Source organism: uncultured Chitinophaga sp., from assembly GCF_937898475.1.
In the GTDB taxonomy this organism is placed as follows: Bacteria; Bacteroidota; Bacteroidia; order Chitinophagales; family Chitinophagaceae; genus Chitinophaga.
In genome coordinates this window covers 100,958-122,602 of sequence record NZ_CALEJS010000013.1, presented here as the reverse complement: position 1 = coordinate 122,602, position 21,645 = coordinate 100,958, and the positions used below count along the sequence as shown (strand labels likewise).

Genomic DNA, 21,645 nt, shown 5'->3' with positions numbered 1-21,645 from the left:
TAATGGCTATTGAATGTCAGGTAATTAATGTTGGCAGGGTATCAATAGTCCGGAGGGTCGTTCAACGAAGAAAACGGATAAACCAGTAAACGCTAAATCAATGGTAGCAAATATAAAAGTTTAAACCTTTTTCACTCTGACAGCTTATCTACAGTGATGTGGATAACCATAATGTGGATAACTCTAACCCCTGGCATATGCGTATTCCCCTATCTTGCAGGCAATTTCATTAGCAAGAATTAAACCATATTTAAATTCTATGAGAAAACTCTTTTCTGCCGGCTTTACCAATGGAACGGTTAACTTTTCCCTTTTGTTGTTGCGGGTGGTGTTTGGAGCAATGATGTTAACACATGGCTGGCCTAAACTGATGAATTTCGCCGGCCTGGCCCATAAATTTGCAGATCCCCTGCATGTAGGCAAGGCTACTTCGCTGGGCATGACGGTTTTCGCCGAAGTATTTTGTTCTGTTTTTATTATCCTGGGGCTGCTTACCCGCCTGGCGGCTATCCCCCTGGTGATCCTGATGGCCGTAGCGCTTTTTATGATCCACGGGCATGACCCCATCGCTCAGAAAGAAAAGGCCATCCTGTACCTGGCTGTTTTTATCGTGATCCTGTTCTGTGGTCCCGGCCGTCTGAGCTTTGACAGCCTCATAGGAAGATAAAAGTAAAAAGTTTTACTTTTCAGCATGTTTACATCGATTACTACCATACGCGTTCGTTACGGAGAAACAGACCAGATGGGGTACCTGTACTACGGTAATTATGCGCTGTATTACGAAGTGGGCCGCGCGGAAGCCATCCGCGAACTGGGCTTTACCTACCGCGAACTGGAAGAGCAGGGCGTAATCATGCCCGTGGCGGAGCTGCAGATCAAATACCTCCGCCCTGCACTGTATGATGACCTGATCACCGTAAAGACCACTTTGAGGGAATTACCCGCCACACACAGGATACAGTTCCATTCAGAGTTGTATAACGAAAAAGGCGAGCTGCTGAATGTAGGCGTTACCACCCTGGTGTTCCTGCATGCAGCCACAAAAGCGAAGTCGAACCTGCCTGAACCGCTCAGGGTACGGCTGGAACCGTTCTTCAAGAAATAAATAAGAAAAGTAAAAAAGCTTTTTTCTTTTTTATTTTTGGTTTGGAACAAACCAACAAGTGTGGAAAAGATCACAGCCAGCATTATCACCATTGGTGACGAATTGCTGATCGGACAGACGATAGACACCAACTCTGCCTGGATGGCACAGCAGTTGAATAATATGGGCATCTGGGTGCAACGCCGTGTAGCCGTAGGAGATACCAGGCAGGCCATCGTGGAAGCCCTGGACGCGGAAAGCGCCACTGCAGATATCATCCTGATCACCGGCGGACTGGGCCCCACGGCAGATGATATCACCAAACCTACCCTTACAGCATATTTCGGCGGCAAACTGGTATCGCACGAGCCTACCTTGCAGCGCCTCATGAAATTCTTTGAAAGCCGTGGCCTGCCCGTACTGCAGCGCAATGTAGACCAGGCCCTGGTGCCGGATGTGTGCACGGTACTGTTCAACAACTGGGGCCTTGCACCCGGTATGTGGTTCGAAAAGGATGGAAAGGTATATGTGTCTATGCCCGGTGTGCCGCACGAAATGAAAGGCATCATGGAACACCATGTGCTGCCCCGCCTGCAGGAGCAATTCCCGACAAAGGCCGTGATCCATCAAACCCTCCTTACTTCCGGCTTGGGAGAATCCTTCATTGCAGAACGGCTGCTGAACTTTGAAGCCAATCTGCCTCCCTATATTAAACTGGCCTACCTGCCCAGCTACGGACTGTTAAAACTCAGGCTCACCGCCCTGGGTGAAGACAAGGTATCTACAGCGGCAGAACTGAAACTGCATTTCCAGGAAATGCAAACCCTGCTGGCAGATATTACGGTGGCAGAAGAAGACATTCCCATGGGTGAAGTGCTGGGCCGCATACTGCGCGCCGGCAATAAAACCGTGGGTACCGCAGAAAGCTGTACCGGCGGCTATATTGCTCATAACATCACGGCCATTCCGGGCAGTTCAGCCTATTTTAAAGGCAGTGTGGTGACTTACTCCAATGAAATGAAAATGAAGCTGCTGGCGGTAAAGGAGGAAACGCTGGCCGCACATGGCGCCGTGAGTGAGGAGACGGTGCGCGAAATGGCCGCAGGAGCACTGCAGCTGCTGGAAACAGATTATGCGATCGCCGTTTCCGGCATCATGGGGCCTGATGGCGGTTCTCCCGAAAAACCGGTGGGCACGGTGTGGATAGCCGTTGCCAGTGCCGCAAACATCGTCACTGTCAAACACCGGATGATATACGACCGTGAGCGCAACATCCACATGACCGCTATTTATGCCATGAATGAGCTCAGGAAGTTGCTGAATGCTTAATGCAGAACACCTAACGCGGCATGCAGCGTTGCGCATTCCGCCTTCAGCGTTTCGCGTTCTAACTAATTACCTTACATTTGTTCCCAGCAAAACACTAAAATAGATCTTATGGCCATTGTAGAACTGGTAATGCCTAAAATGGGGGAAAGCATCATGGAAGCCACCATATTACGCTGGCATAAAAAGCCCGGTGATCAGGTAAAAGCTGATGAAACCGTGCTTGAAATTGCTACCGATAAGGTGGATAGTGAAGTGCCCTCCATTGCAGATGGGGAAATTACCGAATTACTGTTTGCAGAGAACGAAGTAGTACCGGTAGGCGCCGTCATTGCACGTATTAAGACTGCTGATGCTGCCGGAACACCGGCGCCGGCTCCCGCACAGCCTGCGCCCCGGGAAGAGGTTCATCATGCACCGGCGCAGCAGGAAGCATCCTACGCTGCGGCAACACCGGTGCAGGAGCAGATAGAGCCAAAGTTCACCACCGGTACCCCGCGTTTCTATTCTCCCCTGGTGCTCACCATTGCCCAGCAGGAAGGCGTAAGCTTTGCCGAGCTGGAAAAGATACCGGGCAGCGGTAATGAAGGAAGAGTGACCAAGAAAGATATACTGGAATACGTAGCCGCCCGCAAACAGGGTACACCATCGCCTGTAACAGAAGAAACGGTACCCGTGCAGGCGCCCGTAGTAGCGTCCAGGCCCGTAATAGCCGCCGCGCCTGCGCCGCAATATAACGGCAGCAGTAATGGTAATGTAGAGATCATTGAAATGGACCGTATGCGCAAGCTGATTGCCGAGCACATGGTTCGCAGCAAGCATACCAGTCCGCACGTCACCAGCTTTGCAGAAGCCGATGTTACCCACATGGTAAAATGGCGCGATGCTGTTAAGAAAGATTTTGAACGCAGGGAAGGAGAGAAGCTCACTTTTACGCCACTATTTATAGAAGCAGTGGTGAAATGCCTGAAACGTTTCCCCCTGGTGAACTGCTCCCTGGATGGTGATAAGATCATCATCAAAAAGGATATCAATATCGGCATGGCTACTGCACTGCCCAGCGGCAACCTGATCGTGCCGGTGATCAAAAATGCAGATATGCTCAACCTGGTAGGCCTGACCCGGCAGGTAAACCATCTGGCCAATGCCGCCCGCCAGAACCGCCTGAAACCGGAAGATACCCAGAACGGTACTTTCACCCTCACCAATGTGGGCACCTTTGGCAGCCTGGCCGGTACACCCATCATCAACCAGCCGCAGGTGGCCATACTGGCCGTAGGCGCCATCAAAAAACGACCGGTGGTGATCGAAACGGAATATGGCGACTCCATCGCTATCCGCCACATGATGTACCTCTCGCTTTCTTACGACCATCGTATTGTGGATGGCGCACTGGGCGCTACCTTCCTCAGCGCAGTGGCGCAGGAACTCGAAAGCTTTGATCCGCAGAAAGAATATTGATAAACGTCTTTTTAAAGTTAAAGGCCGGACCGCCATGCGGTCCGGCCTTTTTTAATTACTTATTTGCTAAATATACCGGGTTCATTAACATCTGGTTAACCGCTAAAAGGGCGATTCACAGTAACTTACACGGTATAGCTATGAAATAACAACCAGTGTACTTAAATACCCTATTCCTTACCCCATGACCAGAATCGGCATTATTGAAGACAATACTTTCCAGTTAAGCAGCTACCGGGAGTTTTTTGAAGATTACCCCGAATGTAAAGTGGTATTTGCCCAGCGCTCGCTGGAAGAATGCTGGGAACTGCCCTTGCAGCAAATGCATGCAGATGCAGTGCTGCTGGACATTCACCTGCCCGGCGAAACTGGTATAGCCGGTATCCCCAGGCTGCGCACCCTCTTTCCGGACGCAAAGATCATTATACTATCTGGCCACCAGGAAAAACAGTATGTGCTGGAAGCCCTCAAGGCGGGCGCTCACGGCTATATTGTTAAAAGCAGCCGCCTTACGGAGATTTACCAGGGCATACAGGACGCCATCCGCTACGGCGGCACGCTGTGCCCTCGGGTCTGTTATACGCTGATCCGTCATATCAATGAAGATCCGCTGCAGAACATCCGGTATAAGCTAACAGAAAGGGAATACGAGTTACTACACCTGCTGAAGGAAGGGCATTCCTATAAGGTCATGGCAGACCGCCTGCATCTGTCGGTCTTCACGGTCAATCATCACCTGAAGAAGATCTATCACAAACTGAACGTGTCTTCCAAATCAGAACTGGTTTCAAGAATCTGCCTGAATAATCTCTGATGCATTTTCAGCCACTTAGCATATAAACTCCATTAAGGTTTACCAGATAAACAATGGGGCCGCCTGTCAGTCAGCAGGCGGCCCCATTGTTTATGCATTGCTCCAGTATGATGAAGGCTGGTTCATTTGTATGATCCCGGTAGATGACCGGTAGATGACTGGTATCTATTAAGAGACCGGACATCTACCCTTCAACTACGGGACACATACCGGACATCTACCGGACATCCCTGATCTAACACAGATGTAGCGCGGGTCTGTCTAGTCCTAAAATAGCTATACAGGTGAATAAAATAGTCCTGATACTGGTTATACATCCGAGTCCATAAGTCCTAAAAAAGCGCTACAGGTCATAGCCGATGCTTTATTGCCAGGTAGACCGGGTGTCTAGCCCTGATACGGGTTATACATCCTGGTCCTGCCTGAAATGAAACGGGACCGTCTCATTCCTGAGGCGGCCCCGTTTCATTTCAGGACCTATACTGTCTTCTATGGTGAATACGCTTAATTACCCCTGAACAACCTAAAAGAAAAAGGCCGTCCCAAAATTACTTTTGAGACGGCTCTTTCAATTCGTTTTGGCCTTGAATAACCTGGCGCAATAGAATAAGTAACAACATTAATAGCGACGATCGCGTCCGCCGCCGCCGTATCCACCGCCACCACGGTTACCACCACCACTTCTGAAGTTATTATTCGGTTGTTTAGGTCTTGCTTCGTTTACCATTAATTGCTTGCCCTCAATCTCGCTGCCGTTTAAACTGTCCATAGCTTTTTGTCCTTCTTCCTGATTAGGCATTTCCACAAATCCGAAACCGCGGGAACGGCCAGTTTCGTGGTCTTTAATGATTTTAGCGGACTTAACTTCCCCAAATTCGGCAAATATCTGGTGAAGGTCCTCATCGTTCAACCTATAGTGAAGGTTGGCTACGTAAATGTTCATGACTAAAAAATTATAAAATTGAAAAATAATACTGAAGATAAAGAAATTACTTCGATAAAAGCGACAACCGGTTAAACTATTTGTAAAAAGATGTCCAGGGGGTATAGCTGCTATACCCCGGATATAGTGCTGGTAAGGATTACGACAGTTTTTTAAATATTTATTAAAACGATATAAAAGGCAATATCATGCAACATTTATGACCTTTTTTTTGTAAATTTAATATATAATCCATTAAATTTTATTGTTATGGGTGTATTAAGTGAAACATGGTTCGCAGACGGATATATAGACTTCGAGCAGAAAAAATATACCTTGCTCGCCTATCTCCAGGAAATAAACCGCTACTTCAACCAGCACATGCTGTACCCGCAGCTGGCAGATGTGATCTTTCACTACAACAACCTGGTCGCTTTCCGTGAAAACAAACAGTTTATCCAGCAGCACTTTCCCAAACGGCTTACGGCACTGAACATGGAAAAGCTGCAGCTGCTCTATGAGCAGATGATCGCAGATGACGAGCTGATGCAGGAACTTGAGTCCATCATTCACTACGCCATGAACAAAATGAACAATACCATTAAGGAAGGCACGGAGATCTATGAACTGGTGGAAGAGAGTATCAATATTGCGCCGGTTGGACTGATCCCGCTGGACAGCCAGGAGGGGTACCTGTTTTTGTCAGACGGCCGCCGCCGCGACACGTTGGTGTATGAGTACCGGCTCACTATTTTTGAGCGGCATGATGAAAAATACCGTGGTATTCACACGCAGTATATTGAGGCTTACCAGAAGAACCTGGTGTATTCCTGTGAGCATATCAAAACATTACTGATCCGCCAGCGTAAAAAACTGCCTAACCCGGCCGTATACCGGATCGATACCGAACTGGTATTTCCCCTGAACGAAACGCTGCTGCCGGTGGCTAAACGCTGCCTGGTAAAATATATAGCCCGGAATGCGGCTTAAAAGCGCCTAATTTAAGGCCGGGTTGTTTCCATCTTCAAATATTACTTCCAGCTCATGATCGTTTAAAAATGGCTGGTAATATTGCGAAATGATCTTGCGGATCTTGTCTTTAGACTGCTGCAGGTATACGGTGTTGGATTCCAGCTGCGCGCGGGAGGTTTGGTACAGTTTCTTTTGTACGTCCGTATAGGTTTCATCATCCTGGAAAAGGAACCAGCCTTTGCGGTTGGCGGTTTCCATCTTGTCTATCTTCAGCTCATAGCTGAGCAGTTTGGGGGTGGGCATCCGCACGGTAATCTTGCTTGCATTGCTGGATACACGAAAATTCTGTTCGTTCACATCCACACCATATTTTGCCAGATAGGGAACAGATACCCATATCGTATTTTCCAGGAACACCTTCTTGAGGTTATCCGTCCAGTCGCCGCTGTTCTCCAGGTTACTGCGTTTAATGCTGGCAACGCCCTGTACTTCCAAGCTGGCCAGTTCTGCAATTTCCCTTACTACTATACTGTTGCTCAATACTTCCTGGCTGGTGGTTCTGCTGCCAAACTGTTTGCCCAGCCAGAAGATCAGGAGCACCAGCAGGGCCAGGATTAAAAGCGTAAAAAATCGTTTCATGTTTTAAAGTTTGAGATTTGAGTTTTGAAGTTTGAGGTATATTAGAAGCTGGAGGCTTGACTTAGCGTCTGGTTACTAATGATGCACCAGTAACCTTCAACAAACTTCAACCTCGAACCTCAAACTTTTACTCCTCTCTCGTGAGCGCCCCGATAATTTCCTTGTGTTGAGGGTACTGTGCCTGCAGTTTTTTACGCTGGGCCAGTTCAAAGTCTTCAAAATCAAAGCCAGGCGCCACAGTACAGCCAGCCAGTGTAAAGCCGCCGGGCACATCTACACGGGCGGCAAACCAGTTGCCTGCCGTGATCACCACCTGCAGCTGTTCTCCCAGGTGCAGGTTACGACCCAGTTTATGAACGTGCAGGCGGCCTGTACTGTCTAGTTCGTATATACTTAAAGGTTCGCCATCATAAAAATGCCATATCTCGTCAGCCGCTATACGGTGAAAAGCGGAAAAGTCGCCATATTCCAGCAGGAAATAAATGCAGGTGGATGCATGCCGGTTGCCTTTCATGCCGGGTGGCAGGGTAGACTTGTGGAGGATCCAGGCTGACCGGTAGGTTTCACGGAAAGCGCCTCCTTCCACATGGGTGGTCAGCTGCAATTGTTCCCGCCAGTAGTCGGCTGTTCTTAAGGTAGTGATCATGGGTTATGGATGTGTTTGTTTATAAACATCAGGATAGTGTATCTGCATAAATCTTTCCGGGTGGGACAGCGGAGTAAAGCCAAACTGTGCATACAGCCCGTGAGCATCTGCTGTAGCCAGCATCCATCTGCGCAGCCCCTGCAGTTCAGGATGCGCCACAATGGTCTTCATGAGCCATTTGGACAAGCCTTTTCCGCGGTAGGATGGCAGGATAAATACATCTGCCAGGTAGGCAAAGGTGGTATAATCGGTGATAATGCGGGCAAATCCTGCCTGCTGCTGCTCGTGGTAAAGGCCAAAACATAAGGAGTGCCGTAATGACCGTTCTACTGTGCTGCGTGGAATACCTTTGGCCCAGTATGTATCGCTCAGAAAAGAATGAATAAGGTCCAGGTCCAGCTTATCACTGTCTGTACTGATCAAATATTCGCCTGATTGTACCTGCATGATTTCCATGAGATGCTATTTGGCGGCAAAATAGCGAAATGTTTGCTATCAAGCTACTGCCACCCCTGCGTCCGTTGACGGCATCTGCGCTACTGCGCCGCTGGTGCCGGAGGGCATAAAGAAAGAAGGTGTCTGACCATTAAAGTATACATAATCCTGCCGCAGCACCGCTTCGTTGTAGTACTGCCCGTTGCCTGTAAGCGGCTGCCACTGCGGCATGGCTATCTGCTGCATAACGCGCATCGATTTTTTGAAGCGCAGCATGCTGGCGTACAGCTTAGGTGGCAATCCCACCACTTCCATGAACATTCTTTCCAGTGTAGGCCGCGATAACCTGAAGCGGTTGGCCAGGTGCGCTATATTTACATGGCCGTGCTGCTGCTGCAGGTAATCGGCCACTTTTTCTACTGCCTGTTTATTGTAATTCTGTTGCTGCATCGCTGCCTGCAAAGCCTGATCCAGCAGCGCGGGCACCTGCCCGGCATCTGCCGTGCGCAAATGTGCCGTCAGCATTTCCCAGCTGTCATTCCCGGTTTTAGCCAGGTTACGGAAGTAATTACTGATGGCGTGCATATTAAGGCCCAGCAAGCGGTGGCCGCCGTAGGCATTCAGTTGTACCACCACCATTTTCACAGGGCCTTTCACTTTAAGCTGGCTGGAGCAGGTAAAATGACCTATCACCGATGCCTCCGGCAGCTGGAAGGCGGCATGATGGCAAGGCTGACAGCTCACTTCTCCCTCCTGGAGAAATACCATATACTGATCTCCCAGTGATAACAGGCTTTGCGGCAATGTGATCACCCCCGTAGTATCATCATGCCAGTAGTAATAATGTTTTACATAAGGATGCAAGTTGGCTGCAGGACGGTAGATATGGAAATTCATAGGAAAAAAGTGTTGTGGTTCTGAATTTGTTCCCTGTACTCCCTCATTCTCGTTGGCTACGTAAATATAGTGAAAATGTATTATATACAGAAAGGAATTTATCTGCGCCAATTTTGGCTTAATTCTGAATGGATTAGGAGCTGATACTGTTAAAACGGCGCAGCCGGAAAATGACGAGCGCCGCATGCTGAACAAGCGGCGCTCTTTTATCTTGTGACAGGGGTAAAAATATTACTTACCGGCCGGTGTCCCAGCCCCAGTTGATGCCTTTTTCTGTGGCGGGGACCCCGCGTTCCAGCCATTGGGGAGCGGGTGCGCCTTTCAGGAAGTGGTCAAAGAACTGTTGTTCCCTGCGTTGTATGTCTTTGCGGTTCTGCCTTTGAACCAGGTTATGCGCTTCGTTGTTATAGTTCAGCATCCACACCGGTTTGCCCAGGCGGCGAAGGCCGGTGAACAGTTCAATACCCTGGTACCAGGGCACGGCCCCGTCTGCGTCATTGGCCATAATAGCCAGGGGGGTGTTCACCTTTGGCAGGTGGAATAACGGCGAGTTCTCAATATACAGTTCGGGCTTTTCCCAAAGGGTGCCGCCAATACGGCTTTGGGTATGCTCGTATTGAAACTGGCGGTTCATGCCGCTTTCCCAGCGGATACCCCCGTAGGCGCTGGTCATGTTGGCCACGGGCGCTCCCGCCCATGCGGCTTTGAACAGGTTGGTCCGGGTGATGAGGTAGGCCACCTGGTAACCGCCCCAGCTTTGTCCCTGAATACCGATGTTGGTACTGTCTACCCAGCTGTGTTTTGCAAGCGCCCGTGCGCCGCTTACAATATAGTTATAGGCGCTGTTGCCCGGATAGCCGTTATCATAGCTGATATCCGGTGCAAAAACCAGGTAACCGCGGCTTACAAAGAAGGGAATGTTCAGCCTGGAAGGTGTAGGCGCGGGCGGCTGGTAATTGTACAAAAGGTCTGTCAGTTTCTCATAGAAGTAGATGATCATCGGGTACTGCTGTGTGCTGTCAAAGTTTTCGGGTTTATACAAAATGCCTTCTGCAGGCTTGCCGTTATAGGCCGTCCATTTGAACAGCGATGCCGTACCCCAGTTGTAGTTTTGCTGCTGCGGATTGATATGGCTTATCTGCATGGCTTTATCAAAAGTGGGTATTTTCCCGGACAAGACGGCGGTATACACATCCGGCGACTGCTGGTAATTGCTCTTATTAAAAAGATAGCGGTCTGCCTGTTTAGCCTTTGCCAGGAACTGGTATGCGTAAGGCCCCATTGCCAGTTGCTGCAGCGGAGCTTTCCCGCCTTTTATAATATAAAATCCATTGTATTTGCTTTGCTCATTGTATGCGCTGAAGTGCAAATCCTGCCCGTTTTTAATAAAGCGCTCATCTTCATCCAGCTTCAGGTAGCGAAAGCGGGTCTTGTCCCTTCGGCCAATACCGGTAAGGTTCCTGGGCGTTGCAACGCCTGCGGGATCTGCTTCCCATACATCATAGCGGTCATACAGCAGTATGCGGCGGTCGTCCTGCAGCCAGCCTGCCCTGCCGTAGTCATAGGGTGCATCCGGATGATCATCTTCCTCGTCAAACATGGCGGTAGGTATGGCGGCGCTGATATTGCGGATGGCGCCACCGGCGCATTCATAACTGAACCAGTGCCGGGCCGCCATATCGTACCAGTACAGATAATTGCCTTTGGGAGAGATGTAGAAGGTGCCATCCAGTTTTTCCTTCACCAGCCGGCGGCTACCGTCTTTTACATTGATCAGCCAGGCGCTTTTCAGTGTGCGGCCGGTCCACTGCAGGGGAACACGCTGACCTTTGTCCGTATAGCCCAACGCGTAGTCGCTGTTCCCTTCATTGGCGGTGAGCACGTTTTCAAGATCGGTATCGCCCAGTTGTACCACCCGGCGGGTGTCTGGGTAGTATACGGCCAGGTAGCTTTTTTTCAGGTCCCTGTTGAGGTTTTTCAGCTGCATGGGCTGCAGGTAATCGTCCTGGTAATGCCAGATGTCCAGTTTTGCTACTTCGAAGTCTACGATGGTAGTATCTTTTGGCGGACGAACCGGCGCGGTGCCAAAGAACAAGCGCTGACCGTTATTGCTGAAATAAAGCCTGCTGGTATCTGCTACGCCCCATTTTTCCGGTATGCCGGGCGTATTTCTATCGGCCGCAATGGCGCCGCTATCCTGGCCTGGGCGGTAGTAGTACAATTGGTAGCTATGTTGCAGGGCTTTGGCGCTGTCACGGGTACTGATCCAGGCGGCCTGCAGGCCTTCCTCATCAAAAGTGAAGGCCTTCCGCTGTGCGGCGCCGCGGCTCAGGGTATCTGCACGGCGGGCGGCAATGTCCCATAACAGTACGGCTGCTTTGGCCAGGCTGTCTTTTTTGGAAGCCGTGGTGGCTGCCAGCAGCTTGTTCCCGGGTTTGCTGAAAGCATATTCCACTACATGATGGATGGTATCTTCCCGGCCTGTTTCGAGCTGGCGGATCACGAGCGGTGCACCACCGGTGCTGTCTTTATCTGAAGGCCCTTTTTCCAGCAGGTAGGCCAGCGTACCGCTGCCTTTCTCCGGCGTTTTAAATGATTTTACCAGGGGTGTTTTCCATACCTGCCATTTGTCCAGTGCAACAATGCCCAGTGAATCTTTGGGCATTTCTGCGGCTTTTTTCTTTTTGATCTTTGCCTGCCGGGTATCTTTGAAGAAGGGGTCTATCGCAAACACCACAAAGCGCGAGTCTTCCGTGATCACAGCACTGTTGCCGCGGGGTATTTCCAGGCTGCGCTGTGTGCCGGGATGATATATCAACAGGCGGCCATCGCCTTCCTGCAGGCTGACGGTATAAACGATCCATTGTCCGTTGTTGCTGACAGCCTTGCTGCTGACGCTTTCCCAGGTGTCATATACACTGTGGTCTAATGGTGGTTTAGCATTTTGCTGTGCATAACTGAAAAGGGGCAGTCCCAGGAAGGCTGCCCATAGTGCTGTGGTTCTCATGTAGGCTAAGTTACAAAATCCAAATTCCAAATACCAACATCCAAAGCCTGAAAAACAGCTGTTCCTGCTAAAGGCAAGCAACTAAAGGCAACCAATTTTTGAGAAGCAACTGCCCCCTTTGGAATTTTGGATTTTGGTATTTGGTATTTGGATTTTGGTATTTGGCTTTGGTATTACTGCCATCCCGGGTTCTGCTCCAGTTCCCCATTCGGGTAGAGGGCTATCTGCCCGGTGGGTATGGGAGACAGGTAATGTTTCGGATCAATGAAGGTGCGTTTGGTGCTTGCGCTGTAAGGCATAATATAGCCGTCGGCATTGCGCAGCACTTTACCATTGTCCGGTACTTTGGCGCCCAGGAAGATGTCGGGGTTCTGCTGGCTGTCCATATAGCGGCCTTTTTTCCAGCGCATCAGGTCCTGGTAGCGGAAGCCGTCCATCATCAGTTCTACTCTTCTTTCGCGGCGTATTTCCCATACCAGGGAAGTGATGTCTGCATCTTTCTTTGGGTCTGTGTACGGGGTACCGTTCACGGCTACACCCTGTACGCCGTTCAGTTGCAGATGAGGCATACCCGCTCTGTCGCGCAGCTTGTTAATGGAATTATCAAGATCTGCCTGGGTGATGGGGGTGCCCAGCTGATCCAGTTCTGCGCAGGCTTCTGCATAGTTCAGGTATACTTCCGCCAGCCAGAAAAGGGGCGCATCCGTATCATTGTAGGGAGAGCGCTCATTGGCAATTTTAGGCTGCAGGTATTTGGAAGGACGGTAGCCGGTGCTGGAGCTCAGGCCGTTCACGAGTGAGCCGTTGTAACAAAGGAAGGTATCTACGGTAATGAGCATACGTTTGTCACGGTTGGCACGTAGGTTTTGGATACCATCGTCACCCATGTACCTGGGAGAAAGGGAAATGGGCAGGCCATCATCACAGAGATAGGCGTCTACTGCCGATTTTGTTAAACCTCTCATCTGCGTGGTGCCGGTGAGAAAGCCTACTACAGAATGGGTAAGGATGCCCGGCACATATCTTTTGAAAAGCAACACTTCCTTTGCCGCCGGTCCGCCGGAAAGATCAATGGTATTGAACACAGCCTGGTAATCTTCAGACAGCACGTATCCTGCAGTAAAAAGTTTGCCGGCTGCATCCTTTGCCGCCAGCAGGAATTTATCTGCGCCTGTCAGCCCCAGCTCAGTATGATATTTACGGTAGGTGCCTTCGTAGAGGCCTATACGTGATTTCAGTGCCAATGCCACATTGTTGTTTACCGTATTGGAGTTATCGTTGGTTCGCAGGTTGGCGGCGGCAAAATCAATGTCTGCCAGTATGCTGTCCATCACCAGCACCCGGGAGTCGCGCGGTTTATAGATCTCGCCGGTTTCTGAAATATCCATGGAGCGGCCTATCCAGGGTACATCGCCATAAGCCTGCACCAGTTGAAAATAGCGGAAGGCGCGGAAGAAGCGGGCGATGCCTTTCCAGTGGTTCTTTGCTTCGTCGGGTATAGGCGCGTGGTCTATACGCTCCAGCATGATGTTGGCCTTGCGGATGTATTTCCAGTCCCATTCGCTGGAAGATGCAGGTGCTGAAACGGCGTAGTTGGCAAAGGTGGGCGCTGCCTGATCGTCTGTAAAGGAAGTGAAGTAGAAGTCGCCGGTGCCTGAGCCATTACCAAAGCCGGTGAACATGTTGTAGTACTCCCAGCTGTAGGTCCGGATCTTGTCTTCGGAGGTCCAGAAATCCGTATCATCAAAGGTGTCCGGCAAACCTTTATCTATAAACTTTGTACAACCGGTCACTGCAAAATACAGCAGGGCGGGAAGTATATATAGTATTGTCTTTTTCATCTGTCAATGATTTTAATGCGGTTAGAAGATCACTTGTAAGCCAAAAGAGTAGCTGCGCTGAAAGGGGAAGGTGCGCCCGATAAAATCTGATTCACCGGTGGTGATCTCAGGATCCAGCGGGATGCCTACATGTGAGATAATGTCCGCGATATTCTGACCGCTTACGTATACACGCAGTTTCTGCAGGTGTATGCGTTTCAGCAGTTCCGGTGAGAAGCTGTAGCCAAGTGTCAGGTTCTTCAGTCGCAGATAGGCGAGGTTCAGCAGGTATTTGCTTTGCGGGTAAAAGTTATTGCCGCCGTTTTGCAAACCGGATATCTTACCGGTGGCGTTGCCTGCGTATGGGCGGGGATACTTTGCGTTAGTATTGTCTTCTGTCCAGTAATCCAGCTGGTGGTCATACAGGATATCCGATCCCCTGTACAGGGGAAGCGCTACATCGCCCCATCCCCAAAGCTCGCGTTTACCAACACCCTGGAAGAAAATGTCGAGGTCAAAGTTTTTCCAGCTGCCGCCTATACGAAAACTGTATTGGTAACGCGGCAGGCTATTACCGATCACCTTCAGGTCGCCATGATCCAGCGCACTTGCCTTACCACCGTTGATCACGCTGTCGCCGTTCAGGTCCTTGTATTTAACATCACCGGGACCGTATACAAAGTTACCGTTCGCCAGGGCTTTCTGATCGGGAACAGACGCTTTATCGTCCATATCATCATCCGTGGTGAAATAGCGGTCTGTTTCAAAGCCCCATATTTCTCCGATGGTTTTGCCCGTATAGTTCTGGTTCAGCAGCATGGAAGGATTATCCCATTTGGTGATGGTAGATTTGCTGTCGGCCAGTGTCGCAATGCCATATACCGCCAGATCGGGCGTGATATTATAGCTACCGTCTATACTGATCTCCCAGCCGCGTGTGCGCATGTCGCCATCGTTCACTCTTGGGGCGGTGGTACCGAAGGTAGCGCCTACACCCTTGTTGGTAAGCATACCGGTGGTGTTGCGTTCAAACCAGTCTATGGTAAGGCCTATACGGTTGTTGAACAGGCTGATGTCTGTGCCCACGTTGAGCATCTTAATCTTTTCCCAGGTGAGGGATTGTGCTACTGCCGACGGCGCCCCGATGCCCGGTGCGATCATGTTATCCGGTGTAACCCAGTACATATTCCCTACTACCGGCATCTGGGGAATAAAATATTTACCGCCAACATCCTGGTTACCCAGTGTACCGTAAGAAGCGCGTAGCTTCATATCGCTGAGGGTGCGTTTGAAACTTTGCATGAAAGGCTCTTCTGTAACGCGGTAACCTACGGAGCCGGAGGGGAAGAATGCCCATTTATCATTATTGGGAAAGGCGGAGGAACCATCGTAACGGCCGTTCAGCTCCAGCATCCATTTATCTTTGTAGGTATAGTTGATCCTGGAAAAATAGCCTGCATAAGCGTCATTCAGGTGGCTGCCGCTTACGGTTTTGGCGCCGGTAGCCAGATCCAGCTCACCTTTGGTAGGATCCAGCAATCCAAGACTGTTAGCGGTGAAATTAAGGGACTCGTTTTCTTCGGCATTGATACCTGCCATTAATTTGATCTTATGCTTACCCGGAAGTGTTCTTTCATAGGTAGCATATGCATTCAGCGTATTGACCTTGTACCTTCCGTTGCCGTATTCCACGTCATTCTGAGAAGCGCTGGCAATATTTGCAAGGTTGCCATTTCCCCAGAAATCCCATGCCATAATGGGGCCGCCCACTTCGTGACGCAGCGAGTTATCACGGCCGATGGTATAATCAGCCCGTATATTCAGATGCTTGTTTATTTTGATGGTGGCGCCTAAGTCTATACGCTGGTAAATACCCTGCACCGAGTTTGTCTGCGCTCCCGCCAGGTAGGCCGGTACGTGGCGGAAGTAGTTACCCTGGTAAGTACCGTAAGGGAAATAGGAGCCCCATCGCATCATATAATACCAGTAGGCCTGGTAATTATAAGGAGACTCATATTCAAAATTGCGGTACAGCATACGGGCCCTTACATCCAGCCATTTGGTAACGGAGGCGTCCAGGCCGCCGATAATGTTATACTTCTTCAGGTTTTCAGGATTCATTTTCATGATGCCGCCCTGCTGGCTGTAACCTGCAGAAAGGTAGTAGCCGATCTTTTCGCTGCCGCCCTGTATCTTGATGTCGTGGATCTGCTGCGGCGTCCACTTTTTCAGCATCATATCCTTCACGTCCCATACGCGGTAGAAGTACAGGCGTCCGTCTGCATTCTTTTCAAAATCCTCTCCCAATACCATTTCGTTGCTGGTGCGGTTATTGGCATAGTTCTTTTGCCAGTTGGCAATGCCGTCTCGGAGGGTAGCCAGTTTCATGCCGAACAGCTCAGGATCGGTAACGCCTGAACGCTGTGCGCCTTCGATAATACCGGTCAGCTCTTTTACCGGATCTGCATAGTCGGGCAGTTTGGTATAAGTGTTCCATGAGAAGTTGTTGGAATAGCTGACGGTGGTCCGCATGTTCCGTGAGCCTGATTTTGTTTTGATCAGCACTACCCCGAATGCGGCACGCGCCCCGTAGATGGAGGCGGAGGCGGCATCTTTCAATACGGATACGCTTTCTATATCGCTGGGGTTGATGAGGGTGAGATCACTGGTTTCCACGTTGTCTACCAGTATTAAAGGGCGGCTGCTGCCGTTCACGGAGCCGATGCCGCGGATATTGATGGCAGGTCCTGTGGTAAGACCGCCGTTGCCGTAGGTGATGGTAAGTCCGGGTACCACACCCTGCAGGGCTTTACTGGGGTCTGTAAGCGGACGGTTCGTGAAAGTTTTGTTCACATCCACGGTGGTAACGGCGCCGGTGAGATGCACCTTTCGCTGGGTGCCGTAGCCTACGGCCACAAACTCTTCGAGGGAGCGCCCGTCTGTTTCCAGCTGTACGTCATAGTTGCCGGAACCGTTCAGGATGATGGTTTGCGTTTTGTACCCGATGAAGGACACCTGCAGTGAAGCGGTGCCAGGCGGCGCCTGGAGGGTAAATTGTCCCTTTTCGTCGGTAACGGTGCCATGTGTTTTGTCTACCGAAACAGTAGCGCCGATAATGGCCTGCCGGGTGCCTTTGTCAAAGACGGTCCCGCTGATCTTTTGTCCCCATGCACAGGTGACCAGCCCGCATAATAATGCGAGCAAAGAAAGGATTTTGCGTGTCTGCATACAGTTAGATTTTGGTTCTTGAAATAACAAGTTGCATATATGAAATCATTATCCCCGGGTTTGCATGCATAGGACGATCCCGCGCTACGGTTATAGCGGGCTGCGTACAGTACAGCATGTTATTGTTCACTGCCTATATGTTACAGCAGGCGAATGATGCGTGCGTTACAATAAAAAATTATGGAGCTTACTGGAGGTATAGCTACATAGTACGTATAGGTTCAATTACTCTCTACTCCTGAAAATTAGCAAATGTTTGCCAGAAAGTATAAATTAATTCATTGTTACCGGCGGTGCAACCTGATCACGCGCATCATTTGCAGCACTACTGATAATACAATGCAGAAAAGGCCTGCATAAAACGAAAGGTTGAGGTATTTGTTTTCCTGGAAAAGGAGAAAGGCCAGCAGTATGCTGTACACCGGCTCCAGGTTGAAGCAGAGGTTGACGGTGAAGGCGGAGATCTTTTTCAGCGCATTCAGGTTCAGCGCATAGAGCCAGATGGTACAGGCCCACGAAAGCGCCAGCAGGTAAACCGTATCTTTCCAGGAGGGGAGAAGGGACACCACCGGAAAAGCGCGCAGGTAGAAAGGCAGTATTGCACTCACACACAAGGTTCCCATCAGCAGCTCATAAAAACCAACGGTATAAGTATCAAAACGTTGCAGCAGCCTTTTGTTGAATACGGTGAACAGGGCGGCAAACATGGAAGATATAATACCCAGTATAATACCGGTGCGGTATTGCGTGTCAAAATGGAAAATGAGCAGTATGCCGCAAAGGGTGAGCAGGCTAAGGAGCACGTCCACTACTTCAAACCTGCGCCGGTTGATCAGCGGGTCAAAGATGGCGGTGAACAGGCTGGTGAGCGAAAAACAGATCACGCCGATGGATACGTTGGCATATTTGATGCTGCCGTAGAAAAAGATCCAGTGCAGGCCAATGATCAGGCCATTAGCGCCAATGTTCAATACATCGCGGACAGGCAGCTTTCTGAGCATGCCGCGCCACAGGAATAACAGGTATAATGTAACAGCGGAGATGAGTAAACGGTACCAGGTAAGCAATCCCTCATTCAGCGTGATCAGCTTTCCAAGGATGCCGGTAAAGCCGGCCAGGAAAACGGAGAGATGGAGTTGGAGGAATGCTTTTTTCAAACTTATCTATGTCTTTTTTCGTACCGGCGGAAAAGGCTTTGCAGTTGAATTTTCAGTACGCCCAGTATACCTTCTTTCACAATGCCCCTGCTCATTTTGGAATAGCCTTCCTTGCGGTCTTTGAAGGTGATGGGTACTTCTTTTATTTTAAAGCCCAGTTTCCAGGCGGTAAATTTCATTTCTATCTGGAACGCATATCCCACAAACTGGATAGCGTCAAATTTAATGGCTTCCAGTACGGAGCGGTGATAGCAGACAAAACCGGCTGTAGCGTCTCGTACAGGCATCCAGGTAATGATGCCCACATAGATGGAAGCGCCGTAAGAGAGCACGGCACGGTCCCAGGGCCAGTTCTCGGTGCGGCCGCCCTTTACGTAGCGGGATCCTACGGACATATCTGCTCCGCCCACTGCGCAGGCCTCATACAGGCGTATCAGGTCTGCCGGGTTATGGGAGAAATCGGCGTCCATCTCAAAAATATAATCGTAATTCCTGGCTATTGCCCAGCGAAAGCCGTGTATATACGCAGTACCCAGCCCCTGTTTGCCGCTCCTTTCTTCCAGGAACAGTTCTCCGGGGTGTTGTTGCTGCAAGCTTTTCACGATGTTAGCCGTTCCGTCCGGCGATCCATCGTCTATGATAAGCACATGAAACCCCTGCTGCAAGGAAAACACAGCGTCAATGATCTTGCGGATATTATCCTTCTCATTGTACGTAGGTATTATGACAAGCTTTTCCAATCAGCGAACATTATTTTGGACTGCGAAAATAGTGTAATCAGGGCGCAAGATAGGATGTTCCTAAAAAATATTACATTTTTTTTAACATCATACTATGATAAATTTCTGTTAGTTTTTGTTTGGTGTTCAGCGGAAAATCAGCTTTCATCATCCAGTCGTAATACTGGGGTTCTATTTTCAGCACTTCACGTACCGGGCGGCCTTTATATTTACCGAAATTGAACACTTCCTTACCGCCCTGCATCACCATACGGCGGGCAAAGTCAATATATTCTTCTTCGCGGGTAAAATCAGCCAGGCCTTCTACATCGGCCCGCAGGGTATCGTACCTGTTCAGCTGGGCCTCCAGTATCTCGTAGGTGGCCAGCGCATCGGCTTCCGCGCTGTGTGCATTCTCCAATTGTTTGTCGCAATAGAATTTATAAGCGGCGCTCAGCGTGCGTTTTTCCATCAGGTGAAAGATCTTCTGTACGTCGATGAATTTGCGGTTGGATACATCAAACTCGAGCCCTGCCCGTAAGAATTCTTCCACCAGCATGGGAATATCAAAGCGGTTGGAGTTATAGCCTGCTATATCACAGTTATCCAGGAACTGGCGCATTTCGTTCGCCATCTGTTTAAAGGTCTGGCAATCTTTTACGTGCTCATCTGTAATACCATGTATAGCGGTAGAAGAAGCGGGGATCTGCATTTCTGGGTTAACACGTTTCACCTTTGATTGCGTGGTCCTGTCCGGGAACACTTTCACGATCGCGATCTCAATGATCCTGTCTGTTGCTACATTGGTGCCGGTGGTTTCCAGGTCAATAACGGCCAGGGGCCTGTTGAGTTGTAAAGTGGGCATTTTTAAAGTTTGAAAGATTGTTTGAAGTTTGAGGTTTGAGGTTTGAAGTTCGTTTAGATGTTAGTGGTCAAAAATTAGTGTATGCCACTGCTGTTGAACCTGTAACATCTAAACGAACTTCAAACCTCAAACATTCCACCTCAAACTACTTTATTGTTAGATATTTTTTTAACGAATTTACATCCAATCCTTCATAGTCGCCAGAGCTCATCATCAACAAATTAGTGTTGATATAGTGCTGTACGTCCAGGAAGTTTTCAAGTTGAGCGCGTTTATTGAACACGTGCAGGTCATTCCTCCCAAATCCCTTCATGATCTGCTGCGGGTCCAGATCAGGCATCCGCTTTATTTCCAGTGCGTGCCGGCTGTAAAATACCACTGCCTCGTCTGCAGCCTCCATAGCGTCTTTGTACTGGCTCATAAAGCCGGCATTCAGGCTGCTGTAGGTGTGCAGTTCCAGTACGGCGATCAGCTTCCGCTCCGGTTGCTGTTGTTTCAGGGCCTGGATGGTGGCCTTTACCTTGGAGGGCGCATGTGCAAAGTCGCGGTAAATGGCGCAGTGTGCATTCCGTCCTACCAGTTCCAGGCGTTTGGCGGCCCCTTTAAAGCTGGCTATCGCTTCCAGGAACTCCTCATCCCCGATGCCCAGTTCATTACACACCAGTTTGGCGGCATGCATATTCAGGAGGTTATGAGCGCCGAACACCTGCAGGTCTGCAAAGCCTTCATCAAAATACACCCGGGTAATGCCGTCTTTGATGATATTGATAGGCAGGTTGTAGGGCACCAGTTTCAGATGGGCGCCTTCCTTTGCCACCAGCCTGCGCAGCTCTTCATCTGCATTGTTATAGATCAGGGTACTGCCTGCCTCCATCTGCCGGATGAAGATGGCAAACTGTTCCAGGTAGATATCGAAAGTGGGAAATACGTTTATATGGTCCCAGGCTATACCGGTGAGCACGGCAATATGGGGATGGAGAAAATGGAATTTAGGGCGTTTTTCCACGACAGAGGCCGGGTACTCATCGGCTTCGCATATAATAAGCGGAGCGGAAGTTACGTTTACGGATTGGGCAAAGCCTTCCAGGCGGGCACCCACGAGGTAGTCAAAAGCACGCTGCCGGGCCTGCAGTACATGCATGATCATGGCGGTGGTAGTGGTTTTACCGTGGCTGCCGCCAATGGCCACGCGGGTTTTGTGCAGGCTTTCCTGGTAAATGTATTCCGGGAAGGAATAGATCTTCAGTCCCAGCTCCTGTGCACGTACCAGTTCCGGGTTATCTGCCCGGGCATGCATGCCGAGGATCACGGCATCCAGGTCGGGGGTGATACGGGAGGCATCCCAGCCGATTGAACCGGGTAAAATGCCTACCTTTGCGAGGTTACTGAGCGCGGGCTCATAAATTTCATCGTCACTGCCGCTAACCTGGTACCCTTTATGGTATAATGCAATGGCAAGCTGGTGCATAACACTGCCGCCAATAGCAATAAAGTGAACTTTCATAATAGTCAGGAGAAAGGTCTGAAGGTGATATTTTGTTTTCTTTTAATATATTTTTTATATTTGCAAAGTAACGTTACAAAGCACGATTAAACAAAGAGATTATTTATTCCCTATGAATTTTCAATTATTATCTAAATTTCCAGTCATGA

At 49.7% G+C, this 21,645-nt stretch carries 18 protein-coding genes; 6 read left to right on the top strand and 12 right to left on the bottom strand.

Going from position 1 to position 21,645, the window contains the following annotated elements; translation table 11 throughout:
* Positions 1–259 precede the first annotated feature (259 nt).
* The 5 genes from Q0577_RS06120 to Q0577_RS06100 all read left to right on the top strand — a co-directional run bounded on the left by Q0577_RS06120 (position 260) and on the right by Q0577_RS06100 (position 4,685).
* On the top strand, positions 260–667 hold the full coding sequence (locus Q0577_RS06120; protein ID WP_298733754.1) for a DoxX family protein: 408 nt from the start codon (positions 260–262) through the stop codon (positions 665–667).
* A 24-nt stretch (positions 668–691) separates the two neighbouring features.
* A complete protein-coding gene (locus tag Q0577_RS06115) occupies positions 692–1,105 on the top strand; it encodes a thioesterase family protein (RefSeq protein WP_298733752.1) in 414 nt (137 codons plus the stop codon).
* A 60-nt stretch (positions 1,106–1,165) separates the two neighbouring features.
* Positions 1,166–2,413 (top strand): CinA family nicotinamide mononucleotide deamidase-related protein, encoded by a 1,248-nt coding sequence (locus Q0577_RS06110; protein WP_298733750.1) that lies wholly within the window; start codon positions 1,166–1,168, stop codon positions 2,411–2,413.
* 108 nt (positions 2,414–2,521) lie between these two features.
* Positions 2,522–3,871 carry a dihydrolipoamide acetyltransferase family protein gene (locus Q0577_RS06105; RefSeq protein ID WP_298733748.1) on the top strand — a complete coding sequence of 450 codons (1,350 nt, stop codon included), beginning with the start codon at positions 2,522–2,524 and terminating at the stop codon, positions 3,869–3,871.
* Between the two features lie 184 nt (positions 3,872–4,055).
* Positions 4,056–4,685: a response regulator transcription factor gene (locus Q0577_RS06100; protein WP_298733746.1), complete on the top strand. Its 630-nt coding sequence runs from the start codon at positions 4,056–4,058 to the stop codon at positions 4,683–4,685.
* Between the two features lie 619 nt (positions 4,686–5,304).
* Here Q0577_RS06100 and Q0577_RS06095 read toward each other — a convergent pair.
* Positions 5,305–5,628 carry an RNA-binding protein gene (locus tag Q0577_RS06095; RefSeq protein ID WP_298733744.1) on the bottom strand — a complete coding sequence of 108 codons (324 nt, stop codon included), beginning with the start codon at positions 5,626–5,628 and terminating at the stop codon, positions 5,305–5,307.
* 249 nt (positions 5,629–5,877) lie between these two features.
* Here Q0577_RS06095 and Q0577_RS06090 point away from each other — a divergent pair, with 249 nt between their 5' ends.
* Positions 5,878–6,597, top strand: coding sequence for a hypothetical protein (locus Q0577_RS06090; RefSeq protein ID WP_298733742.1), 720 nt, complete (start codon positions 5,878–5,880; stop codon positions 6,595–6,597).
* 6 nt (positions 6,598–6,603) lie between these two features.
* On the opposite strand, the gene Q0577_RS06085 is transcribed toward Q0577_RS06090, so the two are convergent.
* From Q0577_RS06085 to Q0577_RS06035, 11 genes are all read right to left on the bottom strand, one after another.
* Positions 6,604–7,218, bottom strand: a complete 615-nt coding sequence (locus Q0577_RS06085; RefSeq protein ID WP_298733741.1) for a DUF4230 domain-containing protein — start codon at positions 7,216–7,218, stop codon at positions 6,604–6,606.
* A gap of 127 nt (positions 7,219–7,345) precedes the next feature.
* The gene (locus Q0577_RS06080) at positions 7,346–7,864 is read right to left on the bottom strand and encodes a cupin domain-containing protein (RefSeq protein WP_298733739.1); all 519 of its coding nucleotides are present in this window, start codon (positions 7,862–7,864) and stop codon (positions 7,346–7,348) included.
* A 3-nt stretch (positions 7,865–7,867) separates the two neighbouring features.
* On the bottom strand, positions 7,868–8,320 hold the full coding sequence (locus tag Q0577_RS06075; protein WP_298733737.1) for a GNAT family N-acetyltransferase: 453 nt from the start codon (positions 8,318–8,320) through the stop codon (positions 7,868–7,870).
* Positions 8,321–8,359: 39 nt separating this feature from the next.
* The gene (locus tag Q0577_RS06070) at positions 8,360–9,196 is read right to left on the bottom strand and encodes a DUF6597 domain-containing transcriptional factor (protein WP_298733735.1); all 837 of its coding nucleotides are present in this window, start codon (positions 9,194–9,196) and stop codon (positions 8,360–8,362) included.
* A 235-nt stretch (positions 9,197–9,431) separates the two neighbouring features.
* Positions 9,432–12,203, bottom strand: coding sequence for a prolyl oligopeptidase family serine peptidase (locus Q0577_RS06065; protein ID WP_298733733.1), 2,772 nt, complete (start codon positions 12,201–12,203; stop codon positions 9,432–9,434).
* Positions 12,204–12,376: 173 nt separating this feature from the next.
* Positions 12,377–14,044, bottom strand: coding sequence for a RagB/SusD family nutrient uptake outer membrane protein (locus Q0577_RS06060; protein ID WP_298733731.1), 1,668 nt, complete (start codon positions 14,042–14,044; stop codon positions 12,377–12,379).
* A 21-nt stretch (positions 14,045–14,065) separates the two neighbouring features.
* Complete coding sequence (locus tag Q0577_RS06055; RefSeq protein WP_298733729.1) at positions 14,066–17,251, bottom strand: TonB-dependent receptor; 3,186 nt, start codon at positions 17,249–17,251, stop codon at positions 14,066–14,068.
* A gap of 284 nt (positions 17,252–17,535) precedes the next feature.
* The gene (locus Q0577_RS06050) at positions 17,536–18,408 is read right to left on the bottom strand and encodes a DMT family transporter (RefSeq protein WP_298733726.1); all 873 of its coding nucleotides are present in this window, start codon (positions 18,406–18,408) and stop codon (positions 17,536–17,538) included.
* A 2-nt stretch (positions 18,409–18,410) separates the two neighbouring features.
* Entirely contained in the window at positions 18,411–19,148 is a 738-nt protein-coding gene (locus Q0577_RS06045; protein WP_298733724.1) for a polyprenol monophosphomannose synthase, read from the bottom strand.
* Positions 19,149–19,218: 70 nt separating this feature from the next.
* Positions 19,219–19,992 (bottom strand): 3'-5' exonuclease, encoded by a 774-nt coding sequence (locus Q0577_RS06040; RefSeq protein ID WP_298733722.1) that lies wholly within the window; start codon positions 19,990–19,992, stop codon positions 19,219–19,221.
* A 145-nt stretch (positions 19,993–20,137) separates the two neighbouring features.
* On the bottom strand, positions 20,138–21,496 hold the full coding sequence (locus tag Q0577_RS06035) for a Mur ligase family protein (protein ID WP_298733721.1): 1,359 nt from the start codon (positions 21,494–21,496) through the stop codon (positions 20,138–20,140).
* Positions 21,497–21,645: the final 149 nt, after the last annotated feature.

Excerpts from the sequence above, each read along its gene's own strand:
- Q0577_RS06120 (WP_298733754.1), top strand. The coding sequence starts at position 260 with ATGAGAAAACTCTTTTCTGCCGGCTTTACCAATGGAACGGTTAACTTT.
- Q0577_RS06115 (WP_298733752.1), top strand. The coding sequence starts at position 692 with ATGTTTACATCGATTACTACCATACGCGTTCGTTACGGAGAAACAGAC.
- Q0577_RS06105 (WP_298733748.1), top strand. The coding sequence starts at position 2,522 with ATGGCCATTGTAGAACTGGTAATGCCTAAAATGGGGGAAAGCATCATG.
- Q0577_RS06100 (WP_298733746.1), top strand. The coding sequence starts at position 4,056 with ATGACCAGAATCGGCATTATTGAAGACAATACTTTCCAGTTAAGCAGC.
- Q0577_RS06095 (WP_298733744.1), bottom strand. The coding sequence starts at position 5,628 with ATGAACATTTACGTAGCCAACCTTCACTATAGGTTGAACGATGAGGAC.
- Q0577_RS06090 (WP_298733742.1), top strand. The coding sequence starts at position 5,878 with ATGGGTGTATTAAGTGAAACATGGTTCGCAGACGGATATATAGACTTC.
- Q0577_RS06085 (WP_298733741.1), bottom strand. The coding sequence starts at position 7,218 with ATGAAACGATTTTTTACGCTTTTAATCCTGGCCCTGCTGGTGCTCCTG.
- Q0577_RS06080 (WP_298733739.1), bottom strand. The coding sequence starts at position 7,864 with ATGATCACTACCTTAAGAACAGCCGACTACTGGCGGGAACAATTGCAG.
- Q0577_RS06075 (WP_298733737.1), bottom strand. The coding sequence starts at position 8,320 with ATGGAAATCATGCAGGTACAATCAGGCGAATATTTGATCAGTACAGAC.
- Q0577_RS06070 (WP_298733735.1), bottom strand. The coding sequence starts at position 9,196 with ATGAATTTCCATATCTACCGTCCTGCAGCCAACTTGCATCCTTATGTA.
- Q0577_RS06065 (WP_298733733.1), bottom strand. The coding sequence starts at position 12,203 with ATGAGAACCACAGCACTATGGGCAGCCTTCCTGGGACTGCCCCTTTTC.
- Q0577_RS06060 (WP_298733731.1), bottom strand. The coding sequence starts at position 14,044 with ATGAAAAAGACAATACTATATATACTTCCCGCCCTGCTGTATTTTGCA.
- Q0577_RS06055 (WP_298733729.1), bottom strand. The coding sequence starts at position 17,251 with ATGCAGACACGCAAAATCCTTTCTTTGCTCGCATTATTATGCGGGCTG.
- Q0577_RS06040 (WP_298733722.1), bottom strand. The coding sequence starts at position 19,992 with ATGCCCACTTTACAACTCAACAGGCCCCTGGCCGTTATTGACCTGGAA.
- Q0577_RS06035 (WP_298733721.1), bottom strand. The coding sequence starts at position 21,496 with ATGAAAGTTCACTTTATTGCTATTGGCGGCAGTGTTATGCACCAGCTT.